At 41.3% G+C, this 24,576-nt stretch carries 13 protein-coding genes; 6 read left to right on the forward strand and 7 right to left on the reverse strand.

Translation table 11 applies throughout. The annotated features are described in order from the left end of the window. Positions 1 to 9 precede the first annotated feature (9 nt). Together CDC37_RS02105 and CDC37_RS23870 are read left to right on the forward strand one after the other, a co-directional pair. Positions 10 to 1,281, forward strand: coding sequence for a lipid-A-disaccharide synthase (locus CDC37_RS02105; RefSeq protein WP_096620268.1), 1,272 nt, complete (start codon positions 10 to 12; stop codon positions 1,279 to 1,281). A 782-nt stretch (positions 1,282 to 2,063) separates the two neighbouring features. Then, on the forward strand, positions 2,064 to 2,348 hold the full coding sequence (locus tag CDC37_RS23870) for a hypothetical protein (RefSeq protein ID WP_157780622.1): 285 nt from the start codon (positions 2,064 to 2,066) through the stop codon (positions 2,346 to 2,348). Between the two features lie 422 nt (positions 2,349 to 2,770). On the opposite strand, the gene CDC37_RS02115 is transcribed toward CDC37_RS23870, so the two are convergent. The 5 genes from CDC37_RS02115 to CDC37_RS23875 form a co-directional block, all read right to left on the reverse strand. Next, entirely contained in the window at positions 2,771 to 3,991 is a 1,221-nt protein-coding gene (locus tag CDC37_RS02115; RefSeq protein ID WP_096620270.1) for a glycosyltransferase family 4 protein, read from the reverse strand. Between the two features lie 577 nt (positions 3,992 to 4,568). Further along, positions 4,569 to 4,943, reverse strand: a complete 375-nt coding sequence (locus CDC37_RS02125; protein WP_096620272.1) for a hypothetical protein — start codon at positions 4,941 to 4,943, stop codon at positions 4,569 to 4,571. A gap of 1,007 nt (positions 4,944 to 5,950) precedes the next feature. Then, positions 5,951 to 7,678, reverse strand: coding sequence for an ABC1 kinase family protein (locus CDC37_RS02130; RefSeq protein ID WP_096620273.1), 1,728 nt, complete (start codon positions 7,676 to 7,678; stop codon positions 5,951 to 5,953). A gap of 939 nt (positions 7,679 to 8,617) precedes the next feature. Continuing rightward, on the reverse strand, positions 8,618 to 11,200 hold the full coding sequence (locus CDC37_RS02135) for a M1 family metallopeptidase (RefSeq protein ID WP_096620274.1): 2,583 nt from the start codon (positions 11,198 to 11,200) through the stop codon (positions 8,618 to 8,620). Between the two features lie 695 nt (positions 11,201 to 11,895). Then, positions 11,896 to 12,165: a hypothetical protein gene (locus tag CDC37_RS23875; RefSeq protein WP_157780623.1), complete on the reverse strand. Its 270-nt coding sequence runs from the start codon at positions 12,163 to 12,165 to the stop codon at positions 11,896 to 11,898. Positions 12,166 to 13,642: 1,477 nt separating this feature from the next. Between CDC37_RS23875 and CDC37_RS02140 the strand changes: the two genes are divergently transcribed. Beyond that, complete coding sequence (locus CDC37_RS02140; protein WP_172892743.1) at positions 13,643 to 16,123, forward strand: CHAT domain-containing protein; 2,481 nt, start codon at positions 13,643 to 13,645, stop codon at positions 16,121 to 16,123. A gap of 16 nt (positions 16,124 to 16,139) precedes the next feature. Here the strand turns inward: CDC37_RS02140 and CDC37_RS02145 are convergent, their stop codons facing one another. After that, positions 16,140 to 17,207 carry a YbjN domain-containing protein gene (locus tag CDC37_RS02145; RefSeq protein ID WP_096620276.1) on the reverse strand — a complete coding sequence of 356 codons (1,068 nt, stop codon included), beginning with the start codon at positions 17,205 to 17,207 and terminating at the stop codon, positions 16,140 to 16,142. A gap of 205 nt (positions 17,208 to 17,412) precedes the next feature. Here CDC37_RS02145 and CDC37_RS02150 point away from each other — a divergent pair, with 205 nt between their 5' ends. Next, entirely contained in the window at positions 17,413 to 18,054 is a 642-nt protein-coding gene (locus CDC37_RS02150; RefSeq protein WP_096620277.1) for a restriction endonuclease subunit R, read from the forward strand. A 189-nt stretch (positions 18,055 to 18,243) separates the two neighbouring features. On the opposite strand, the gene CDC37_RS02155 is transcribed toward CDC37_RS02150, so the two are convergent. Next, the gene (locus tag CDC37_RS02155; RefSeq protein ID WP_096620278.1) at positions 18,244 to 21,969 is read right to left on the reverse strand and encodes an eCIS core domain-containing protein; all 3,726 of its coding nucleotides are present in this window, start codon (positions 21,967 to 21,969) and stop codon (positions 18,244 to 18,246) included. 1,089 nt (positions 21,970 to 23,058) lie between these two features. Between CDC37_RS02155 and CDC37_RS02160 the strand changes: the two genes are divergently transcribed. After that, complete coding sequence (locus CDC37_RS02160; RefSeq protein WP_096620279.1) at positions 23,059 to 23,304, forward strand: hypothetical protein; 246 nt, start codon at positions 23,059 to 23,061, stop codon at positions 23,302 to 23,304. 158 nt (positions 23,305 to 23,462) lie between these two features. Then, a complete protein-coding gene (locus CDC37_RS02165) occupies positions 23,463 to 24,521 on the forward strand; it encodes a leucine-rich repeat domain-containing protein (RefSeq protein ID WP_096620280.1) in 1,059 nt (352 codons plus the stop codon). Positions 24,522 to 24,576: the final 55 nt, after the last annotated feature.

A 24,576-nucleotide genomic window follows, 5' to 3' on the forward strand; every position in this document is an offset into this window, starting at 1 on the left:
ACCAAAAACATGACTTCCGTAGATATTTTGATCCTTTCCAATGGTCCAGGTGAAATCACTACTTGGGTACGTCCAGTGGTAAAAGCTTTACGGCAAACATTAGGTCATGACCGCAATACCCTACGTATTTCCGTAATTCTCTCACCTTGTCCTAATGCTAGTGGGAAAGAAGCACAAATCGCTCTATCCTATCCCGAAGTCGATCGAGCCCAGGGTGCAGAAGGTTTTTTTCGTTTTTTAATCTCTGGAGAAACCCAGGAAAAATGGGATTGGCGTAAACAGGGTATCATCATCTTTCTCGGAGGTGATCAATTTTTCCCTGTCATTATTGGTAAAAGAATGGGCTATAAAACTATCGTCTATGCAGAATGGGAAGCTCGATGGCATCGTTTCATTGATCGATTTGCAGTCATGAAAGCCGATGTCGCAGCCAAAGTAAAACCCCAGTATACCCATAAGTTTACCGTAATTGGTGATTTAATGGCGGAAACTGATTTCCAAAGACCTAGTAACGATAATTATAATCAATCAATTGCTACTACCCACCTGATCGGTATTTTACCCGGTTCCAAAGCTGCAAAACTAGCCCAAGGTGTGCCATTAACCCTTGCGATCGCTGAACATATTTACGCCAAAAAACCGGAAACAAAATTTATCATTCCCGTTGCTCCAACCCTGGATTTAGAGAAATTAGCTAGTTTTGCCAATCTAGATACGAATCCGGTGGGTAAATATTTTAATTTCCAAGGAGCAAGTTTAATTACTGACAATCTCCAACAACCTATTTTACAAACATCCCAAGGCTTATCAGTGGAATTACATACTCACCATCCAGCCTATGATCGGTTAGCAAGATGTAGCATTTGTTTAACGACGGTCGGTGCAAATACTGCCGAGTTAGGTTCCCTTGCCGTACCAATGATTGTACTATTACCAACTCAACAACTGGATGCCATGCGTTCTTGGGATGGTTTACCGGGGATTTTAGCAAACTTACCTGGGGTAGGTTCGAGTTTTGCGAAGTTAATCAATTGGTGGTTTTTGCGACGTAAGGGTTTACTAGCATGGCCAAATATTTGGGCACAGAAAGAGATTGTTCCAGAATTAGTGGGTAAATTACAACCCCAGATAGTAGCAGAAATGGTGATTGATTATTTAGACCATCCCCAGCGTTTAGAAGCAATGCGTGACCAACTTCGTCAAAGTCGCGGTGAACCAGGTGCTGCAACAAAGCTTGTTGCCATCGTTCAAGAGGAGATGGAAAGGATGGGGAGTATATAACATCCCTGATTTTTGATCTGTTTTGATGTATTAAATAGTTACTTTAGCAGTAATTCCTTTCGGCTGTAATTGTTGATTTATGAGATATGCGATCGCTTGAGCATTACCCTGCTTTGCTAGCTCTAAAATACGTGGCTGTGACATAAATAGTGCATTCAAATTTAAGGAATAATATCTAATTTCAATATTCCCTATTTCTCAACAAAAACAACATTCTCGGTGATATTTTCCTCAAATCACTCAAACAACCTGTATTTTCACAGAGATATAGCTATTTCCCCAAGGTGTAAGGTGTCAGCTCATTGGAGTTTACTCATTCCCTGGAACATTCATCTTAAATTTATTTAATTTCATCCTATCAATATAAAGATATTCAATCTCGTCCCATAAATTACACATAAATATATTAAAATATCCAGTAAATCAAACATTTTATTTTTCCGTAGAAATTCTCTACAAATATTTCTCGGTGCTGATTATATTAAACACAGTTGTACTCAAACTAACTGAAAATAAGCAGTTATTTAAACTGAGTGCCGAGTGCTATGAGCGTTGAAGACAAGACTTTTTAACCATCACCTGTGAGTGATTTGTGCATAAATAAATTGAATCAGCCGAATTATCTCTAGAAGGTTTGTTCCCCCAACTAGATGATTCGGCTACTCCTTATCTACATATTTGTCAAAGTTTGACGTAGACGCGTATAGCGCAGTTTCTTGTGGAGAAGAACTTTTTAAAAACTTTTAAAACAAAAATTGCATCGATTCAAAAAGGCAACAAAAATGAATTCAAATCTCTGTAAATTATTAACTTTACTCTGTTCCATCGCTGTATTCGCGATCGCATCTCCCTGTTGTGCGCAAACAAACCCTACCAATGGCGAAACAGATACCACCCCCACTGCTGATATTTCCGCAACAGCTAGTACCCGTAATCCAGATACACCTTTAACTGCACAATCAACCGAAAATCCCGATACACCAGCACCTGTAGCAGCAGCACCCGCTAATCCCCGTATTCCCATCCCCAGTAAACTTTTCCCTTTCGTTCCCTCTATGCAACAGTAGGAATACAGGAGATTGGATTCAGAAAAGGAGAAAGAAGTTCTTGAATACCAATTTGCAAAAATAATGGGACAGATGGAAATATAAAACCCTGATATAAAATTTATCTTAAATCTTGCACCTTACAATACAATCCAAATATGTGTTTCATCGGGGAAGGGGGAAAACTCTAGTTGTGATTATGGACAAAGTTGAAAAAAAGGGTTTCTCATCCTAAATCTAATTTAGGGTATCTTTGATATACTCCCCACCCTAAAAGTGCGGAGATTCTGGACTCAAACAGCAGTTGCAGGCTATGTCTGTCTTATACCACCTCGCCCAACAGACTGGGCCTTGCCTGTATCCCATTATTTTATCAGAAAGCCGTCCTAAAAGTACGGGGCTTTAATCCATTTTTTTGGTAACCTATTCCTGTTTTCTCAACCTCAATTCCCTATTAAAACTTGTTCATAGCGCTTTCCTGCACTTTCCCAAGTAAATTCCATTTCCACCATTTGTCGTGCATTTTGAGCTAATTCCTGACGCAAAGCCGAATTTTCAAATAACTGACAAATCGCTTGTACATACTCTTGGGGTTGGTTAGCACGCAATGCTCGTAAGGGTACTTTACCATCATCCACAACCAAACCTTCTAAACCGCGATCGCTTCCCACCACCGGTACACCCGCAGACATTGCTTCCAAAGTTTTATTTTTAATCCCAAATCCGGTTCTCAAGGGGACAACGCAAACAGTAGACTGGTGTAAATAATCAACCATCGACGCAACTTTCCCTGTCACAATCACCCCTGGACGATTACCTAACTCCTGAATTTCCGAAACAGGTCTTGCTCCAACAATACTAAAACTAGCATCCGGATAGCGATCGCGGATATGGGGAAAAACTTCCAGAGCAAAAAATTTCGCTGCATCGATGTTGTGGGATGCATCCATTGCTCCGACAAAAATTAACCTATGTCCCCCTTGGTCATATCCCCGTTCGGGAAATAAATCTAAATCCACACCATTCGGTATCACCTGAATATCCAAATCCGGACGTAGTTTTAAAAACTCACTTTTATCATCCTGGGTAGTGACAACTAGATGGGAAAACTTCCGACTATAACGACGTTCGTAACGATTGAGAATCAAATTTAAATATAAGCGATCGCGCAACACATTTGCGGAAGCTCCAGCAGATAAATGGTCTCGTGTCCACCCATATACGGAGCTATGGATGTCCACTACTGTTTTTAGGCGATGACGAAATTCCGGACGGATATAAATTTCATTCACACTGTGTTCACAAGTGATGACATCACATTTTTGTTCTAAAACGTATTTGTCAACAATGGCTTGAATTCGTGGTGAGTAGCGATGTAAAACATTAGCTGGAGTCGCTGTGATGAGAGATGTTGCAAATCTGTTTACTTTCCCCAACCAATTACGGGAAGAATTACTATCGTTGATGAGGGGTTCGACAATTAATTCTCTCACCCATTGACGTAATTCCTCAACTTCCGTATCACTCACCCCTTCATGACGTTGGGTGACTAAAGTAATATCGTGCTTAAAGTGTAAATATTTAATTAAATTAAAAGTTCTAATTTCCGTCCCTCCCCGACTCGGTGGATAGGGAAAGGTGGAAGATAGCATTAAGATACGCATATAGGTTTGAGATTAAGAGATTGTTTGAATATAGTTGGAATAGTTGTTGTTATAGCTTGATTTTCTGTTTTTTGGGAGTAGGGGGTAGTGATACCAATTTGAAAAAAGAATGCGACAGATTAATTTTGTAGAAGCGTAGCATTGCTACATCTCTTTATGGTTGATATCTGATGGAAAGCAGGGGAAGTAAATCTAAATCTTGCACCTTACCAGTAAATACATAAATCCATAAATATTTATTTAGTGATAATTACTCTCCTTATCTGTGTTTTATTTGTAGTCGATTTTAACGGACTTTAAACCTGAGACAGTTATTTTCAACCCCTATCGGACAAGAGGGTAGTTGAATATTTGGAGATTTTTTGCTTCCCTGTTAACAGCATCTCTAAACTGTCGATTTCCTTTTACGGTAATATTCGCTAGCTGGTACTTCCTATATCCTGTCTCCTGTATTCCGAAATTGACTAAATCAGTTTTAACATCGAAATCATATTTGTCTATCGCAAAAACACCTAAATACAAAAAAACAAGAGGTTTCTACCCCTTGTTTTCCCATAATGCATCAAAAATTTAATTATTAACTCATGGAATCTAAATCCAAAGAACTCATCCCTCTACTTTGCATAAATGTCATCATGCTACCTAGTTGTAACCAAATCAGTAAACAGGTCAAAATACCCATCGGTAATCCCACCCCATAAGCAAGTAAGGGGGGAAAACCAAAGATTTCTAATCCCGATACTAAAAACACTCCCACACCCAATGTGATTCCTAAAAATGGGAAAATTAAGGGTTTTTTAGTCAGTTGAATTTCCGAATTTTCCGCACCTGCATTTTGCCAAGCTCCAACAAGGGATTGTAGTGTTCCGGATAAAGCTGCTCCAGATGTGACTGCTGTGAATAATCCAAATGCAAGTAACAGATATGGTGGTTGGGATGGGAAGTAGTACACGTAAGCTCCTGGTAAATTGGTAATTTGTTAAACAAAATTAATTGTACTCTTTCAGACAAAGACAGGAAATAGGCTACAGGAATCCGCTTTGATTTTGAAAATTGTCTGTGGGAGTAGGGTGTAGAAACAACTTTTTCAGTCTACGGATTTTTTCATAAATCGACGTGAGTAATCCTAATCAAAGAACTCACAACGATGAGTCCCAAATAATAAAACCCTTGTCCAGTATTATTCCTCGAAAATAATTTTATTGCTCGGTAGTACTGTTTTACTTTGGAGTTGATACATTTAAGGGAGGAAGGGAAGTAGGGGATGCTGTGTAAGAAAATGTATCAAAATTTGGGTGAAATGGTATAACAGAATAATCTTATCGTTATATTGGAAGTATGACCTTCAGCAATCGATGGACTTATTCTGAGTGATGGATTTTGCGATCGCTACTTTGCAAGAAGCCTCTGCGCGTCTACGCTGCAACCCTAGGGTCGATCCACTACGCGTCTACACAATCACAAAATATATTTTTACATATTTGGGATGCTCCCAGTTTTTAAAAACCTCCTAATTAGGACTTGCTGAAAAATAGTTATATCGATTCTCTTGTACTTTGTAATCAATGAAACTAGAATCATCAATGGTTACAGCCCCTGATATTTAGCAAGCATTCGCGTAAACGATATTTAGACTTTATATATTTTAAGCTGTTGAGGCTATTTTGGCTGAGAAAAAGTGCAAATACATGGGTATATCAAACTTCAAAATCTGGCATTTGTAATTTTTTTGGGTCTTTTGAAAAGTGGAAGGGGAAAGCTGAAAACTATTCCCTATTCCCTACCCCTACTAAAAGACTTATTCAGCAGACCCTAATGAATCGACTTTGTTCTCAACTAATAACTGAGGTTAAGTAGGTGCAATTAAACATAAAACCACAATGTAACCAATCATTCGGCGAAAAGCCTTACCCCCGTAAAGACGCAATATATCGTGTCTCTCCCTAGTACTTGCGATTTTTACTGTTTGCTGTTTGTCGCTGTGGGAATGCCAAATATTGCTAGCAATTTAGTTTTGGGAATAATTGCCGCAACACTTTCCCGAGACACTTCTGCCAGAAAGTTAACCGCCGCACCAAATATTCTATCGGGTTTCAAGTCATTTTTGACCAAATTCCACAAACGTTCGACTTCTTCGGTATGCAGTCTATCATCTTCTGTTAGAGCGAAAATTAATTGACGACGGAGATATTTACCTTCATCAGAAAATAAATACTGTAAGCCTAATTTGGCTGTGGGCAAAACATCAAAATCACCGTCGGTTCTAGCAATATTAATCAGGTTCTCCAGTCTTTCCCACTGGAATTTATTGTCTTTAAAGAGGATATTGATTAAACGACGACGCAGTTCCGGTGATTCTCCAGTTAATAATCGCTGTGCAACGTAGGGATAGGCTACTTCCACTATTCTAAAGTTCTCATTTAAGGAAAGGGCTATACCTTCCTGGGTAATCAGTGAACGAATAATTAAAGCAAATTTCGCGGGAACTCGGAAGGGATAATCAAACATGATTTCCGAGTACTTATCGGTGATGGTTTTAAAGTTGAATTCACCGACGTTTTTACCGATGGCATCACTCCAAACCGCTTCCAACGCAGGAATTATGGGACGTATATCGGTGTCGGGGGTCAAAAAACCCAGGCGAACGTAATCTTCGGCAAGTTCGGCGTAATCCTTATTTACAAGATGGACAATGGAATCAACAAGGGTTTCCTTCGTCATCTCATCCAGTTGATCCATCATACCAAAATCAATGTAGGCCATGCGTCCATCTGGCATGGCAAATAAATTACCAGGATGGGGATCGGCATGGAAAAAGCCATGTTCTAGTAATTGTTTCAAACCAGATGTCACACCGATTTCGATGACTGCTTCCGGGTCAACTCCTGCTGCACGGATTTGTTCTGTATCATTGAGTTTAAAGCCGTTGATCCATTCCAGTGTCAACACCCGATTTGTAGTATACTGCCAATATATCATCGGCACTTTGACATGGGGATCGTCGCGGAAGTTACTCGCAAACTTTTCCGCATTTCGAGCTTCGTTCAAATAGTCAATTTCTTCAAATAATTTCGACCCAAATTCATCAATAATCAAGGTCAAATCGTGTCCCAAATTCAAGGGTAACAACCAGCCAAACGTCTGAGCAGCCCAACGCAATAAATATAAATCCAGGGTCAATACAGAACGCAAATGGGGACGTTGCACCTTAACTGCAACCTCCTCTCCTGTCACCAGCCGACCACGATAAACCTGTCCTAAACTCGCTGCGGCAACGGGTGTCGGCGACAATTCCCGAAAAACTTCATCTATCGAACGCTCCAGCTGGGTTTCAATAATGTGATAGGCGATCGCATTATCAAAAGCTGGTAGCTGATCCTGTAACTTAATTAGTTCTTCTAAAAAATCCTTCCGCACCAAGTCTGGACGCGTTGACAGGGCTTGTCCCACCTTAATAAATGTTGGACCTAAATCGGTGAGAATCTCCCGTAATCGAGCAGCACGTTTGTACTTATTCGCTTCTTCTCGATTAAACCACCGATCCATTAACAACGCCAGGATAAATCCCGCAAAATACCAGATTATCTTCAATGCTCGTCCCCACGCTCGCCAGGGACGGTATCGATAATACCGAGCGATCGCATCGGGACTGTAGCGATTTAATTGAGCAGGTTGATACTGACCCACGCCGACCTTTGCCTCTCATTTACTAATGTACGCGACTTTTTGTCTGCCTAAATAGGAGTTCTAGTCCCCCAGGTTTAAAATAACCGCAGCCTCTTATTTAAAACAACGAAAATATACGCATTTCCGGGCTGTAATCGGTGCAATTACCGCCGGGATCAACTTCGTGTTTTTATATCTTTTCATTAATTATAGTTCATAAAAGTACAACTCTCGCAGGGATGAAATTGAGGTTTTGTTTATGGTTAACATTCGTGATAACCCTATCTATACTGCCAATGCAGCCAATAGTGGGTTACTCATCAGTTGTTATTTATTAAGTTTTATTAAGCTCAAATCTTGATTTTTTCTTAAGATTAATTGTATTGTTTGAAGACAAATTGTTTTTTGTTAAGAAAGTGTTGATTACCGCACAAAAAGTGCATTGACAGTCATTTGTGTGGAGATAAATTAGTTTTGATGTCAGTGACCAATCTGTGATAAAATATCAGTACTATCTGTTATCTTGGGATTACTATAACCATTTTGAAAATATTTGTCTGGATATACAGGAGTCCGGGCGGGATTTGTGAAATCTTGAATGTAGGGTTGTTAATGGTTGACAGTTAACAGTTAACAGTCACCATTCATCAGTCAACGGCAGGCTATTTTTCACGACTTAAATCGGATTGCTGTAAATAAGTTTTAGTTGTGATGTCAGTAACCAATCCGTGATAAGATGTTAGTACTATCTGTTATTATGGGCTTACTATAACCATTTTGAAAATATTTGAAATCCGTCGCATTCACGTTTGATTCTAAAGGGACTATGAGCGCGACTGCGAACCTTCCCTCACCCATCAAAATTAATGTGGTAGACCAATAGTGGAAGAATTTTGGTTTCAAAGTCAAAAATATAGACAAAGATTGCTGGAAGCATAAATCTCCCAGCAACCGCCACATCTAACATGACTTGGATTTAGCTTCTAATTCTTCCAGACGACTGCGCAGTTCTTGATTTTGCTGCTTGAGTTGGTCAATTTCTGTACGTAATTGACGTAGGGCAGTATCCTTACCGATTTTTTCTTGGATACGGTTAATTTCCTCATCAGCAAGTCTGCGGACACGACCATCAGGGGTTTGGTGGGAGAGCGATCGCAAGATGGTGATTGCTTTGGGTGTTTCCATTTTCCCTAGACTTGTGCAGACTGCCACTTGGGTGAGGAAAAAGCTTTCTTGAGCAAGTTCGCTTAAACGGTTGAGAACTCGTTCCACATCAGGGGAAGCTTGTCCGGTGGAAATTTGACCGAGAGCGCGGATTGCAGCTAGACGTAGGGGTTGGGGTACACCGAGTTTAGTATACTCCAGGATAATATCCAAGGCTGCACTACTGGTTTTGAGTTCAGCCAATCCAGCGATCGCACCACTGCGGACAACTTCGTTCCAACCAGCTTTTTCAGCTAAGACCTTGGTCAGGTGCTTAATAACTTTGTCGGGTTGAGATTTATCGCTGTCAAATCCGGTGGTGACCGCACCAAGTCCTTTTGCAGCTGCGGCTTCCACATAGTAACTGCGATCGCCGTTTTTGAGTAAGTTTTTCAGGGCTTGATAACTTTGGTGGGTTTTGATTTGGGAAAGTGCTTCCACTACCGCTTTGCGCACGTAGGGATTTGTATCGCCTAAAGCAGATAATAAGGCATCAAGACTTTGGTCAAGTTTGATTTTGGCAATTTGTTTAGCAACTTCCACCCGCACACCCCAAAATTTATCCTGATGGAGGGCTTTCGTCAGAGCGGTAAGAGCTTCTAATCCGCCTTTTTTGGCTAAAGCTTGGGCTGCAAAAATCCGTGATAGGGGGTCGGGGTCAAGTTCTAATTGGGCTTTGAGTTCGACAACTGGATATTTGAGAGTGACAGTCTTGAGGTAATTATTGCCAATATCAAAGCTGATAAATAGGGGCTTTTCTGTCAGGGGAAAATAAAAGCTTTGTTCCGCTTCGTGAATTCGCACCGTGAACTGTTGCAGAGCCACCAGACCCTCCCCATCTTGATAACCAAAACCGATGGGTATGCGCAAATCAAATAAATTATGCTTACCCGGTTGAGTTTGTTTAACAGTTAATTTCGCTAAATGACTTTCCCCATCCCAACTGTAACTCACCTCATAATCCGGGTGTCCACCGCGATACACATACTGGTCAAACAAAAATAATAAATTTCGTCCAGTTGCCGTTTCAATGGCTCGCAATAAATCAACCGTTTCTACAGTTTTATGGGCATTGTCCCGGACGAATTGTTGAATCGCTGGCCAAAATAACTCTTCCCCTAACTCGGAGCGAATCATATGGTACACACACGCACCCTTTTCATAGATATGGCGGTCATATAATTCAATCGCTTCTCGATAGACATGAGTCACCATTGGTCGGCGATAGCGGTCTGCATCTTCCGCCAAATAACTACGCATATCTTGTAACCGATAATACGCAGCCTCCTCCCTCCCATACTCATATTCAGTCCACATGGTTTCCGAATAGGTAGCCATTCCTTCCTTGACCCAAGCATGGGACCAGTGCTTAATCACCAGTAAATCACCAAACCACTGGTGAGCAAGTTCGTGAACCACCAAACTTTCACTATTGCGATTATCAATTGCTGCACGTTCATCCAGCAAACAACGGTCTGTTAACACCGTCGTCGAGGTATTTTCCATCCCCCCAAAAATAAAATCATCCACACAAACCTGGGCATACTTAGCGTAAGGGTAGGGATAACCGTATTTTTCACTCAAAAACTCCATCATTCGCGGAGTTTTACCCATACTCCGTTTGGCATCCGCTTCCCGTCCTTTCTCCACATAATAGGTGACGGGTTTATCATGCCATGCATCGCGAATCTCGCTAAACCGACCCACGGTCAAGGTCATCAAATAGGTGGGATGGACTTCCTTTTGTAACCAATGGTAAATCTTCTTCTCCGCCAATTCCTCCGTCTTGATTAATTCCCCATTGGAAACCGCCATAAAATCCTGGGGAACACAGACACGAATTTCGCTCGTGGATAACTGTCCTGGATAATCAAAACAGGGAAACCAAAACCGGGAATCCTCATCTTCCCCCTGGGTCCACACCTGAACCGGCTTATGGGGATAATATGGGTCTGGGTGAATAAAATAAATACCCCGTTGCGGATTTTGATTACTGTAGGCGATCGCAATTTCTAGGGGGACATTGATCTCGGTTGCAGTTTCCAAATAAATAGTTAACTTTTCGCCGTCATAATCATAGCGTTGAGGAACTTGATTGACCTGAATTGAACCAATGGTCAAATCAACTGCATCCAAAGTCACACTTTTAACCCCATCCCGAATTGGTACAAGGGTGATTGTACAAGTACCACTATAGCGACTGTGAGGAATATCTAAATCTAAATCTAAAAAAATATGCTTTACCTGTCCAGGGCGGTCAGGATTATAATGGGGTCGCGCTCCAGGTAACTCAAAAGATTTATGATGGGGTTTTTCTGTATCAAAATAAGAATGCAACATTGACGCAATAAACCTTTAATGGGACTCCTCCGCAGATTTTTGTACTTTTGCTCCAGAACTTACGTAAACTAAACCTGCGCTTCACAATTGACAGCAGTATATCAAAATACCGGGTACGGTCATAGAAATGATGGAAAATCAAGCTTTCAGTTGTATATGATGTACCTGATGTTGCTTGTCACCGAGGCGTAGTACCCCTGTCACTATAATTTGTCATTTATAATATCCCTATGGCAAGGCTACGCCTACGTAATTAGTACCCAAGTATTATAGTTTACTTCCCTACAAGGGTATCCGGGGACTGGGAATATTGATGCTACACTTTTTTGGATCTTCATAAATAAATTCAGCCGCTCTGTACACTTTTTTAATTACGAATTAGTAATTATTTTGAATAAGAGCTTGTTTTTATACATCCTGATGCCAGTCCACGCAAGTCAGTTCAAAAATCAAGGTAGATCACCATATTATACTTCAAACAGGAATAAAATGCCTGGGGATTGGATTATATTAGGTCATACATAGACTAACACGCGATCGCGGAACTCATTCTTGCCAAAGCGATATGCATGATTGTATTTAGTTCCTGAATAGGCTCATTCATACCACTTCCCAGCTCCTTGAGTTGGATTTTCATCTCTTTGGGCTGAGGACTAATTGGCAATATATTCAGGACCTATGCAATCGCTACACAGTTACATCATTGCGACGCTAGGTAGACGCGCAGCAGATCGACTTGCTGGCGTAGCAATCTCAAAGTCTTGTTTTACGCTAATAATTGCGTAAGTCGTATCTATAATAAACTTGCTTGCCACCGTTAATCCGGAAGAGGGCGATCGCGGAGTGGCGGTTTCTCCATCGCAATTTTTGTCAAAAGCGGTAAATATATATTGTGGGGAAAGTAAAGCTGCATTTAACAGGTTTATACATGGTTGACCCGACGAAGTAGAAATTTGCTGTAACAATCTTGAACTTGTATCTTCTGAGCTAGGGTAAAAACAGCAAAACCTTTATTTTTTGATAGTGAGAAGTTGGTTTTTTTGGATGTATATCGATTGCACAAAATGAATTCGCCAAAAACCTGAACTCTGTGACATTTGTTTGACCCTAATTATTTTTACGATTCAGATGAATTAATTATGTTACAGTGTTCTATCTCTTTACACGGAATTGTCTAACTAGTTTATTACAATTCATATAAATTTCAACCAGTTGTCATCATTTCAAATGAATGGTAGTATGATAGCATATAGATGACTGGTGGAGATTCATAGTCAAAGCTTCTAATTAATATTTGAGTTCCCTTAATTTATTAGTGTTTCCGAGAGTGCAGATTCCAGTTGAGGAAAGTTTGATTAGGCTTGTGGAGTTTAGCGGAAACTAACACACTATTTGCTTACTGGGAGTTCTTAGTTTAGTATATGAGAATGCTTTTTGGTTTTTTTGAATCTCCTTTCAAAATCATAATGAAAATGTACGAAATGTACAGTGATCTCAAATCTTACATATCACAAGTAAATACCTAAGCAAGCTAATTTGCTTGGCTGTAGTTAATCATGTTTATACTTCGCATGGTGATATATTTACCTTTGGGTTTGTTGAGAGTTTACCTTTAAGCATGAACGACCCAAACAAAAAGCTCAGTTTATTGCCGTGTAAAGTATAGCTCTTTGCTGCTATTTTTCTTTACATAGCACTCTCAGAGAAGACACTGCCCATCTATGGTTTTTTCTCGCCGACTTACTTTGTCTCTTTGATTCCAATTAATGCAATTGATTCTGTAATTTTGTCATCAGGACTTACGCAAGGAAAACGTAAACACTGTCATTGTACCAGACGTGTAGCGGATCGACCGTAGGGTTGTCAGGTAGATGCGCAGGGGATCGACTTGCTTGCGTGGCAATCCCAAACACCTGATTTCTCCTAACGAGTGCGTAAGTGCTAGTCATAATTTACCACCTTAAAAGGATATTCACATTGAATTTGAGACAGGTAGCTTGTCCGGATGAAGTTGCGTGTCACAAATCATGATGATTTTTGGTTTGTAGTAAGGGTTACTCTGGGAAAACGAACACAGGAGTACATGTTTCCGAAATCAGAACTAAAGTCCTGACTACAAACTTCTTGATCAGTATATTGAGATTCCCTATTCGCTAGTTCAAGATGACTCGTAACCTGGATTTTGAGTAACGGATTGATTTTCCCTCTACACCCTACGGGTACGCATAGCGTCTACACTACTCCCGTCACGGACTATTCCCCAGGTAAGGATGACTCGTAAACATGCGTAGTGCGGTTTCTCATGGAGTCGGTTCGTCTTTCCTTTGATTACTCACTCTATTTTCTAGGATGTTGGGATTGAAACTATTTAGTAGGTTATGGATTTTATGTTTGGGTTTTTGTGTAGGTTGGTTGATACTAATCAATACCTATACAGGTTTAGTGAACGCAGATGAAATTCAGTTTCGTGCCGATAATTATACATATATTCAACAAATAAAAAAAGGACAGTACTTATATGAAGTTGGAAGATTTTCGGAAGCGGTGCAGATTTGGCTTCAGGTAAAGCCGAATTTAGATCAATCCTATCAAGCTTTGGTTTATAGTTATTTAGCCTTAGCAGAGCAAAATTTAGGTCAAACTAAATTAGCAGAAACTTATATCCAGAGAGGATTATCTCTAATAAAAACGGCACATAATCAATTTATTTATGCCCAAATTCTCAATCATTATGGTGAAGTTTTATACCGTCAGGGAAAACTAGAAATGGCTGTAGAGATTTGGCAACAAGCTCAAAATATTTACGAGCGATTAGGAGATAAATCTGGTGAACTAGGCACACAAATTAACCAAGCAAGAGCCTTACAAGGTTTAGGAATGTATCGTCGCGCTCGTAATCTCTTGGAGTCCCTGAGTATATCTTGGCAAAAACAGCCAGTTTCTTCACTGCAGATAGATGGTTTGATTTCATTAGGAAATATATTGCGATTAACAGGGAGTTTTAAGACTGCACAAATTAACTTAGAGCAAGCTTTAGTATTAGCGCAGAAATCCCATGATATTCAGCGTCAATTATTAGCCTTATTTAATTTAGGAAATTTGGCAGCAGACCAGCAAGAATTTGCTCGTGCCATAGATTATTACCAACAAATACTTGATAGTCCAGAGCAAAATGCTAACCCGGAATTGAAACTATCAACCCAGGTAAAACTACTAGGATTACTAATTAAAACCCAAGCATATAATCAGGTAAAAGAGATTATTCCTCCACTACAAACCCAACTGCAACAACAACCCCTCACCCAAACAATTGTGTATATTCAAATTGAATTAGGTCGATACTTAGCTAGACTAAAACAACTAATACCTGCCGTTGAAACCTTGACCCAAGCAGCTAAAAATGCTCGGATTATTGGTAATCCCCGTGCAGAATCCTACGCTTTAGGAGAATTAGGCAAAATCTACGAACAAAATCGACAGTGGTCGGAAGCCAAAAAACTTACCCAGCAAGCCTTGAACTTAGTTTCTGCCACCACCGCACCGGAAATTGCCTACGAGTGGGAATGGCAGATGGGGAGATTATCTAATTATACCGGAGCAAAAGCAGAAGCAATCATTCATTATCGTCAAGCTCTGACAATTTTGCGATCGCTCCGTCAAGATTTAGCTGTGATTAGTTCAGATATTCAATTTTCCTTCCGCGATCGCGTTGAACCTGTTTATCGTCAATTCGTGGATTTGTTATTAACTCCATCTATCCCCACTTCCCAAGCAAACCTGCTGGAAGCTCGTCAAACCATTGAAGACCTGCAAATAGCTGAACTCACTAATTTTTTCCGTCAAGCTTGCGTAGACGACCAACCCCGCAACATTAATCAAATTGATACTAATGCTGCTGTAATTTATCCCATTATCCTCAGCGATCGCCTGGAGGTGATTTTATCCCTACCCGGAAAACCCCTTAGCCACTATGCTACTTTCATCCCCCAACCACAGATTGAACAGGATATCCAAACCATGCGTCAATCTCTGCGTCGTACTTCCTTCCTCCAGGAACGCCAGGCAATTGCCGAAAAAATTTATACTTGGTTGATACAACCCATCATTCCCCAAATAAAACAATCTCAAATTAAAACCCTAGTATTTGTTTTAGACGGTTCCCTCCGTAATATCCCCGTCTCTGCCCTCTTTGATGGGAAACAGTATCTAATAGAAAATTATCAAATTGCTTTAGCATTAGCCACTCCCAAAGGTAAGATTGCACCTTCTGGACAAAGATTCAACTCACCCCCCCTCAGTCAATATCAGTCAAAAGTATTACTAGCCGGATTAAGCCAAAGTAATCGGGGATTTACCAGTCTACCGGGAGTCAAAACTGAAATCGAAAAAATTTACAACTTATTTCGCAACACCCAACCAAGACGAACAATTCAAACCCTCCTAGATCAGGAATTTACCACCCAAGCCCTCACCCAAAAAATTAGCAACCAATCCTATAATATTATCCATCTGGCCACCCACGGACAATTTAGCTCCCAAGCAGAAAATAATTTTATCCTCACCAACGACGGCAAACTAGACATTAGCACCCTTGACCAAATAATTTCCCAGCGTCAATTATCTGACCCATCTTCCCTACAATTACTTGTACTCAGTGCTTGTCAAACCGCTCAAGGAGATAACCGCGCAACCCTCGGACTTGCGGGAGTAACAGTCCGCTCCGGAGCCGATAGCACCCTCGCATCCCTCTGGACAATTAACGACGAATCCACACCTCTATTTATGGTTCAATTCTACGAACAATTACTGACTCCAGGTGTATCAAAAGCTGAAGCCCTCCGCCAAGCCCAACTTTACCTCCTGCAACACACCCAATATAATCACCCCTACTTTTGGGCTTCTTTTATTTTAATTGGTAGTTGACTTTGACTTCTCTTGTTCAAGAAGTTAGATTCTGCTGCTCGATTGTCTGAATTGCTTCCGTTGGGGATGTACCATCGATAACAGCTTGGATGCTGGGAAGATATCGATCTGCGATCGCAATATTTGTGTAAACTAATCGTTTAATTAAAGCAGCAGTCAGGCGATCGCCCTCTACATCAATACTGGTTTTGTATAAGATTTCACCACTATCAAAATTGAATTCAAAATTACCAATGACCATACCGTAGTTAGCGCGGGTAATAAATTCAGCGATCGCTAATTTACGGTCTTCGGGTGTAAGCATGGGGAAAATCGCATAAAAGGCAAATTGTTGGGGATTTTCGTTGGCTCTAGCGTAACAAATAAATTGTCCGTTTTCCCCTTGATAGCCCATTTGCAAAATTGGTTTTCCCTGGATTTTAGTAAAAGTCCAATCATCATTGGTAAAAAATGCAACCATAATGTTGGTAACTGGATGGTTGCTTACTTCCTGGTTATCAAGTAGAAATAGATTGCTCAAATCCGCTAAGATATCCTGTCCCAACTGTCCAAAGGCTTTGTTAAACTCGGTTTCGGCAATATTGACGAAAAATTTGCTCAGGGATTCAGTCAGTTCCGCTTTGGGAATTTCTCCTGCTGCAAGTTTGCTGGGATTCAGGGTATCCCAAAGAGTTGTGTAACTTAAATTACCTTGTTGGGCAGAAAGAATAAACCAGTTGTCAAAATTGAGTAGGGGATCATCGGGTTGGTTATGGCTCAGTTCCTGGAGATATTGTCGGGTAGTTTCCGGTGTAGTAGTATGTTCCTTAAGGTCAGGAAAGCGATCAGGATGGAGAGTGACTTTCAGGGTAATATTGCTATCAGTTGTAAAAGTGACGGACTGGCTGCAAAATTCTGGTTTGAAGTTGAAAAGCCCTTGTTTTTCAATGATTTGATAGACATCCAGGGGAATTTGACAAATTAAGTCGCATTCAATTAGTTGATTATCGTCATGGGTAAGGGTTGCGATCGCACGATCAAAAATTTGGCTGGCGATATGGGGAGCAGTGGAATTTTCGATTTCCGGGTTGGTTGAGTTTTGCATCGGCTGAGTTTTTAGGGAGATGACTAATGAAGGCTACTCAGAGTTTGGTGGAGAGAACAAAAGCCTCCTAAGTTTTTGTCACGTAAGTTACATATTTTATTTTAGTAGACAAATTTGAGTAGCAATCGTTACGTTCACAAAAAGGTACTCAAACAAGATTTGCTATAATTTGACGTAGCTAACGAAACCGCCGAAGCCCTTGAATATGGTACGAACCATCGCAGCAAGGAATGTGAAACTGTATGACCTAAAAGTCAAGTTTGGGTTACAGCGTGTGCATGACGAATCTTTTTTTCGGGAATGGTTGGATAATCTGCCTGAGTTAACAGATGTGGAAAAACAGGCGTTAGATCGTTTGCAGCGTAACTATCTCTATCTTCTGGAATATCCGGTGATGGAGAGTATTGTCAAATTGTCAAACAAAATGGTAGTGCTATCGCCACTTTTGGATTTAGCGGGGTTTTATGAACCTCCCTTCCGGGTAGATGGTGAGACGAATGTACAAGTTTCAGCAGAGGATGAGGGAGAGGTAATTCAAGGGAGCATTGACGTGCTGGTGATCCAGGAACAGTTTTGGGTGACGGTGATTGAGGCAAAGAATTCAGAGTTTTCGTTAACCAAGGCAATTCCCCAAGCGCTTGCTTATATGTTGGCATCACCCAATCCAGAACGACCTCTGTTTGGTGCAGTATTGAACGGCAGTGAGTTTTTGTTTATCAAACTGGTGCGGGGTGAGGTTCCCCAGTATGGATTGTCGGATGTGTTTTCATTGTTGAATCGCGGCAATGATTTGTATCCAGTACTGCGGATTTTCAAGCAATTCGCAAATTTGATCGCGATCGCTTAAAAAATCATCGTTTTCCGTACATAGTGGAGCGATCGCAGTTTAACATCATTGATTTGTGACGCTAATTGGTGTTGCTGGATGGAATGCAACCTACAAGACGGGCATTTGAGCGATCACATGGTTGAAATAGAATTTTCTATTTCCGGGCCTGTTAAGTTTTGCATAGGTTGATTTTTGACTGTGATTTCCCTAAATGCCTGTAAGGTCACGTATTCGTCGCACCTCGTTTAAAATTGCATCTCTTTCCTGGCGATAATCAACTAAAGCAACTGTATAGAAATTTTCTAGAGCATCAGCAATACTAGTGGGAGTCCACTCTCCACTGCGAATTAATTCTGCGACTCTCCGTGATGCTCCCATCCCACGACCAAGCCCTTCATAAGGACCTCCAGGACTAGAAAGTTGATCCCATAGAGCATGCAATTCTTGGTGAGTTGCTGTACCTAGTGGAACTAGTCGCTGAGGACGTAGGCGACCTTGAGAAGTGGTTCCAAGTCCAGGAGAATTTGAGGTGCTAGTAGCTGCTCTAATGGCTCTACGTAGAAATCCGAAAAAGGCATGATGTCTTTCAGAGCCAACAAGTAGGTGAGCATCAAAACCAGAATAAACTCTTAATCCATCTACTTCCTCATTCGGATTCATAATAGCGTGTACACGCATTTCTTGACCATGGGGAAAAGCGCGCAACTCTCTAAAACCATAATCTGTTTTGATCTGGTCTAAAGCTGTCTGAAGTTGTTCTGGGGAAAATCTTTCACTCTGAGTTCGTGTTTTCAATATTTCGACAGACTGCATACCCTGTAACCAGCGTTGTTGAATTTCGGGGCTAGCAGCAGTTCCTCTTTGCTCTCCTCTACCCAACAAACCTCTAACTCTTTCTACAATCCAGTTTGCTACCCGCTCCATAGCTCGCTCAATTGGAGCTTGAATCCTCCTAATCAGGTTCTGAATTTGCTCCCCGACATTACCCAAGCCGATAAAACGGGCAAGAAAACCTAAAATTACGGGAATTGTCCGCGCCATTGTACGTTCCACCAAGTTGGCTGCTGCACCGATGTTACCTGCGGTGATACTTGCAATGGAGCCAAACACTGACTCGACCACTGCGCCGATTTGCTGGGCACGTTCGATGAAGAATACAATGGTGTTGTAGATAGCCATGATGGCTTGAATCACGGCTCCGGCTGGGTTAAATAGGGTGACTAAACGAGCGATCGCCTGCCCAACGACTGTCCTTGCTACCCAGTCACGAATGCCACCAATGACCATTTCTTGCAGGTTACCAACAAATTCTACAATCCGTTGCCAAGCTGCGGCAATGCCATCTCGAACCAGGGTGACGAGAAAATCAAAGGCTTGTTCTGCCCGTTGCACCCGTTCCTCACTACCCAACAATCGCACTAAAATACCGCGTAATCTTTGATAGGTTAAACCGAGAATTTGCATTACCAGGGAAACAATTCCCCGCAGATCGAAGCGTTCCGGTAATTGTAATCCCGTACCAGCTAGCGCTCCAAATAACCAGCCAATCAATCCCGCTTGCAGATGAGTCAAAATATTACCAGCAAATTGCTGGAACCCGCGTTTCACGGAATTTACTAAGTTACCAATAAATCCGATGGGATTCTCAATAATTGTTGATAAAACACTGCGAGCTTGGTTGAAAATATTTAATACCTGACGACCTAAACCACCTGCAAGGGTCAACACACCTTCAAAGATAAATTCCGCGACTTTGCGAAAAGCTGCCCCAGCAAAGGTGGTAATGCGCCGCACAGGTTCGCTGAAAATATTACGAATGCGTTCAAAAGCCGCGAGGGGACTGAGAATATCTCGAATCGAAAGGGTTTCCCACAACCGGACAAAAATCGATTTGATGTAATTCCAGGTCAGGTTAAGGCGGGTAAGTTGCTCGTTAAACCAGTTGTAGGCACGATCAATAATTCCAGACCGTTGCAGGTTTTGAAACTTTTCTTCTCCACCTGGAAGAATCATTAAAATCCCGCGAATCACATTGGTGGCATTACGTTCTACAAATTCGTCGGTAATGGGGTCCTTATTCAAAATGACAGTTAATAAAGGATAGAAGGGAAGCCCTTGAGCAAACTGTCCTACCGGACGCAAAATAGCTTCTTTGATAAATTGAATTACCCGTCTACCTACCCCAGCAGCAAAAACACGAATCCGCTCCAAAGTGGGACGGAAGATATTCAATATGCGTTCTGCCGCTCCCCCAATATCTAAAATATCCCTAGCACTGAGCGATCGCAATGCTTGACTAAATAGCCCGACGATATTTTCCCAGGAAATATTGAGTTGAGTAATTTGTTGCTCCAACCAAGTCGCAACTGGTGCGATCGCTCCCGATGCTTGCAGTCCCTGGAAAATCAATTCTCCGCCAGCAACTAACCCCAATGCTCCTCGAATTAAATTGGTCGGATTAGGTTCTACTGGGCGATTATTGATGGGATTTCTGCCCAAAATCACCGTCAACATTGTAAAACCGGGAATATTGGCAGCGCGATCAGCTGCCCAGTTACGCACCGTATCTATTCCTGGTAGTCCAAAATCGAAACGCTGGATTTGAGGGGATGCTGTACTGAGGGGAAGTGGTTTGCGTTGGAAGTTTGGAAATGAGGGAGTAGCTGTAGCTTGTTCAGAATTACTCGGTATCGATTGGGGTTGGGGTTGTTGCTGCACCGTATGGGTTAATTCATGTGCCAGCAACCATTTTCCATTAATGGTTTGAGGTTCGTAGCGTCCACTGTTGAAGAAAATATCCTGTCCCACGGTAAAAGCTTGAGCATTTAGACTGTTAGCTGCCTCACTGGCATTAGTCCCTGTATGCACCCGCACCCCACCAAAGTCATAGCCAAACCGGGATTCAAAGAAGGTACGGGTCGAATTTTCAAGCGGTTGTCCCCCTCCCCGCATCCCTTGAATATTGCTTTCCATATCGGCGCTAACTTGAGGTACAACAGGAGGCATTTCTTTGGTTTGAAGGGGTTCTTCTTGCTTTTCTTCTGTTGCTTGCCGTTGTAAATTTTGATTAGGTTCTTCTTTATTTTCCTCAGTAGGTTGACGTTGAAGGGTTTGCACCTGCTCTTCTTTTTTCTCCTCAACTGCTTGACGTTGAAGGGTTTGCACAGGTTCTTCTTGCTTTTCTTCCGTTACTTGCCGTTGTACAGTTTGAATAGGTTCTTCTTTCTTCTCTTCAGGAGGTTGGCGCTGGGCAATTGGGGTAATACTGCCAATCAGTGATTTTGCTTGGGCTGGTTCTTCTTTTTCATCGACTTGTCTTTGCACCAACCGAGAAATGGGAACAACCTGCGATCGCATCTGGGCGATTTCTTCTTGTTTGTCCCCACTTTGACGTTGGACTAGCGGATCGGGCATTCGCATTATCGTATTAGCAATGTGATCGGCTTCTTGTTCGTAATGGTTATTTGCCTTGCCGACTGTCAACTTTGCCTGAATCATCTGGGTGACAGCCCGATTTCCCAATTGCCGTTGTAGCGTTAACAGAGGATGTTCCCTGGGTGGTTGTACCTGGTTGTTGTCACTGGCAAACTCTTGTATCCTTTGCAGCGTAGGTGTTTCTGGCTCTTCTACCGCTTCCTGGTTGAGTTTCTCCCCATCACTATCAACAGGTTTGGCTTGAAGGGCTACAGTTGATGATGTCTGGGGTTGAAAAAAAGGTGTTGGCACTGCCCTTTGTGTAGAGAAAAAGGCATGTTCCGGATCAGTACTAAAAAAAGGCTGCTCGGATTTGAGCGATACTCCTGGGGAGTCGCTGAGTCGCAGAAGCGACACGCTACGCGATCGCTGCTGCTGATGATGGCTACTTTTTTGGATTTTGCTGGTTTTCATCAGTTTGCCCTTTTCCAGTAAAGATAGTTTGCTGGTTGATGCCATTCCACAAGCAAAAGTTTGTTTATTTAGGGCAACATCACCATACTTATTTCCCCAGGCAAGTTACCCAAATAAAGTATTGATCGCTTTTTGAACTCTTTAGATTGCCCCGGTCTACGTAATAGCTTAGTCACAATCAGTGCGATAAAGCTACATGATTATTCTGATTTTTGCGCTAAGGAACGCGAATTTAATAACCTGCAATTCTGGTTCGACTTGGAATGGTGCGTTACGCTCCGCTAACACACCCTACTGTTGCACTTTATTTAATCCACATTTCTAAATCAATTATTTGGGAATTTATACTGAGCAAATTATATCAGTGATTATATGTATGGATAGTGAGCGATCGCACTTCTTCATTTCCCATCAAATTAAAGGGTGTCTGTGAGCAATACTCCTGTAGGAAGTGCCTTTCGCCAAGCACTAGCAGTATTTTAGGCAACGGCTTCTGTTTGAGTGATCGCCCCTACAGGCTATCTTTGATTAACTATGGCAAAGTCAATTCCGAGTTTAATGTAATCAAAGTCAAGGTATTAAAATTAGGACGCAAGCCGAAGTATTAAAGTTTGCTACAGATTAGCAACCTTTCAAAAATCTCCCAACTTCCTCACAATTTATACTTATACTTAAAGTATAGAAAGCTATGGGCAAGTCAAGAAAAAGTTTTTTCGAGAATTAGAGTGCATCAAACTTGCTGAAGCATCTACATCATGGTTGAGATATTAAATATACCTGAAGATTCACTGGTATTTATTCTCTACCACTTTGCAAAACATATCAGGGATTCGGCAAAATTATCTGCTCAGAACTCTTGATCCATAAGCAGCAGAAATCATTTATCTGGGTTTGTATCCTTGATAACGAAGAAATTAACCCACAAGCGGTATCAATGACCGAATAATTCGCTGTACTTACATACAAATTAAGGCTTCTCTACCCTTGAAAGGACGGCTGCGCCAATGAGTATAAGCTGTTAGCTTTTGTTGCAGACATGCAAGCTACATCAGTATTAATTGCGAATTAATTGGAAATTGGCATTGATGTTCACTTGTATTTATTGCTGTTAGTGAATTTAACGGAGGAAGAAATATGCAATTATTATCAAGACCTGTCAGTTCCTTCTCAACCTATGAGAATTGTCGCGATCGCATTCAGAATGGTGATATTATTGCTTTTTCTGGAAATGATATATTTTCTGATCTAATTCGACGAGTCACTAATTCCTGTTACTCCCATGTGGGAATAGTATTAGATGTGAACATGAACGGTGCATTTGGTCAAAGCATCCTGATTGTTGAATCAACCACTGAAGTTAGCCAAAGACGAGATGCCTAGGGTAAAAAAAGCGATCGCCAATATAATAAAGTTATAAATAATGTAGAGACTGTCTTGATTGTTAAGCGATCGCACTTTTAAGATCAGCGCTATTGTTGTATTAGGTTCCCTTTTCAATACAGCAAAGATAGAGTCTTAGTAGGCTCAAGGATGTGGAAATGGAAAAGCGAGAGTTACTGGAGATGATCGCCAGGGCAGATAAGGAGGAGTGGGAGGAGCTAGATTTGAGTGATAAGGGGATAACCGAACTCCCAAAGGAGATTGGAACTCTGACTCATCTCACTCAACTTTACATCAGCGAGAACGAACTCACCTATTTACCTCCAGAAATCGGGAATCTGATTAATCTCACTAAACTTGAACTACAGAATAATCAGTTATCAGAACTTCCTGTTGAGATTGGACAGTTAATCAATCTTTCTCACCTCTATCTCTGGAATAATCAGCTTTCGCAACTACCTTCGTGTTTGGATCTCTTGGTCAACCTCACTGCTGTTGATGTGAGTGAGAATCAAATATCTCAGCTGCCTTTAGAATTATTTCATCTTCCTATCCTCCAGCGACTTAACCTCGGTTCTAACCCGTCTCTCATTATTCCTGAAGATGTCGTAAATCTCGCTAACCTGACTCATCTCGAACTAGGTTCTAATAATCTACAGCAACTCCCACCAGTGATTGGAAAGCTGACTAGCCTGCAACAACTCAATCTCTCCTATAATCAGTTCACACACCTGCCAGCAGAAATTCTACAGCTTACCAACCTGACTCAGCTAGACCTGAGTCATAATTCTCTTGAGCAATTAGATCCTGAAATTGGTAAGTTAGTCAAGATCCAACGGCTTAACCTCGGTTCTAATCGTCTGACACAGCTACCACCAGAACTGGGAAACCTTACCAACCTTTGGGAGCTTGACCTCGGTTTGAATCAGCTGTCACAACTACCCCCAGAAATTGGACATTTAACTAATCTGACGGTTTTTAACCTCAGTTTTAATCAGCTTACACAACTACCACCGGATTTCACCAAGCTAACGAACCTCAGAGAACTCGGTCTCATTTCTAATCAGTTGACAGAACTTCCACCAGATATGGAAAACCTGACCAATCTCACTCGTCTCTTGCTAGAAAAAAATAATTTTCCTTTCGATATTCCCCCGGAAGTTCATCAACTATCACCTGCTGAAAAAATAAAATACATTCTGCAAAAACAAAAATAGGTAAAGACTCCCAAATAAACAATATTTAGTCAATTCTTCAGTAATAACATTGATA

This window comes from Calothrix sp. NIES-3974, from assembly GCF_002368395.1.
Lineage (GTDB): Bacteria > Cyanobacteriota > Cyanobacteriia > Cyanobacteriales > Nostocaceae > NIES-3974.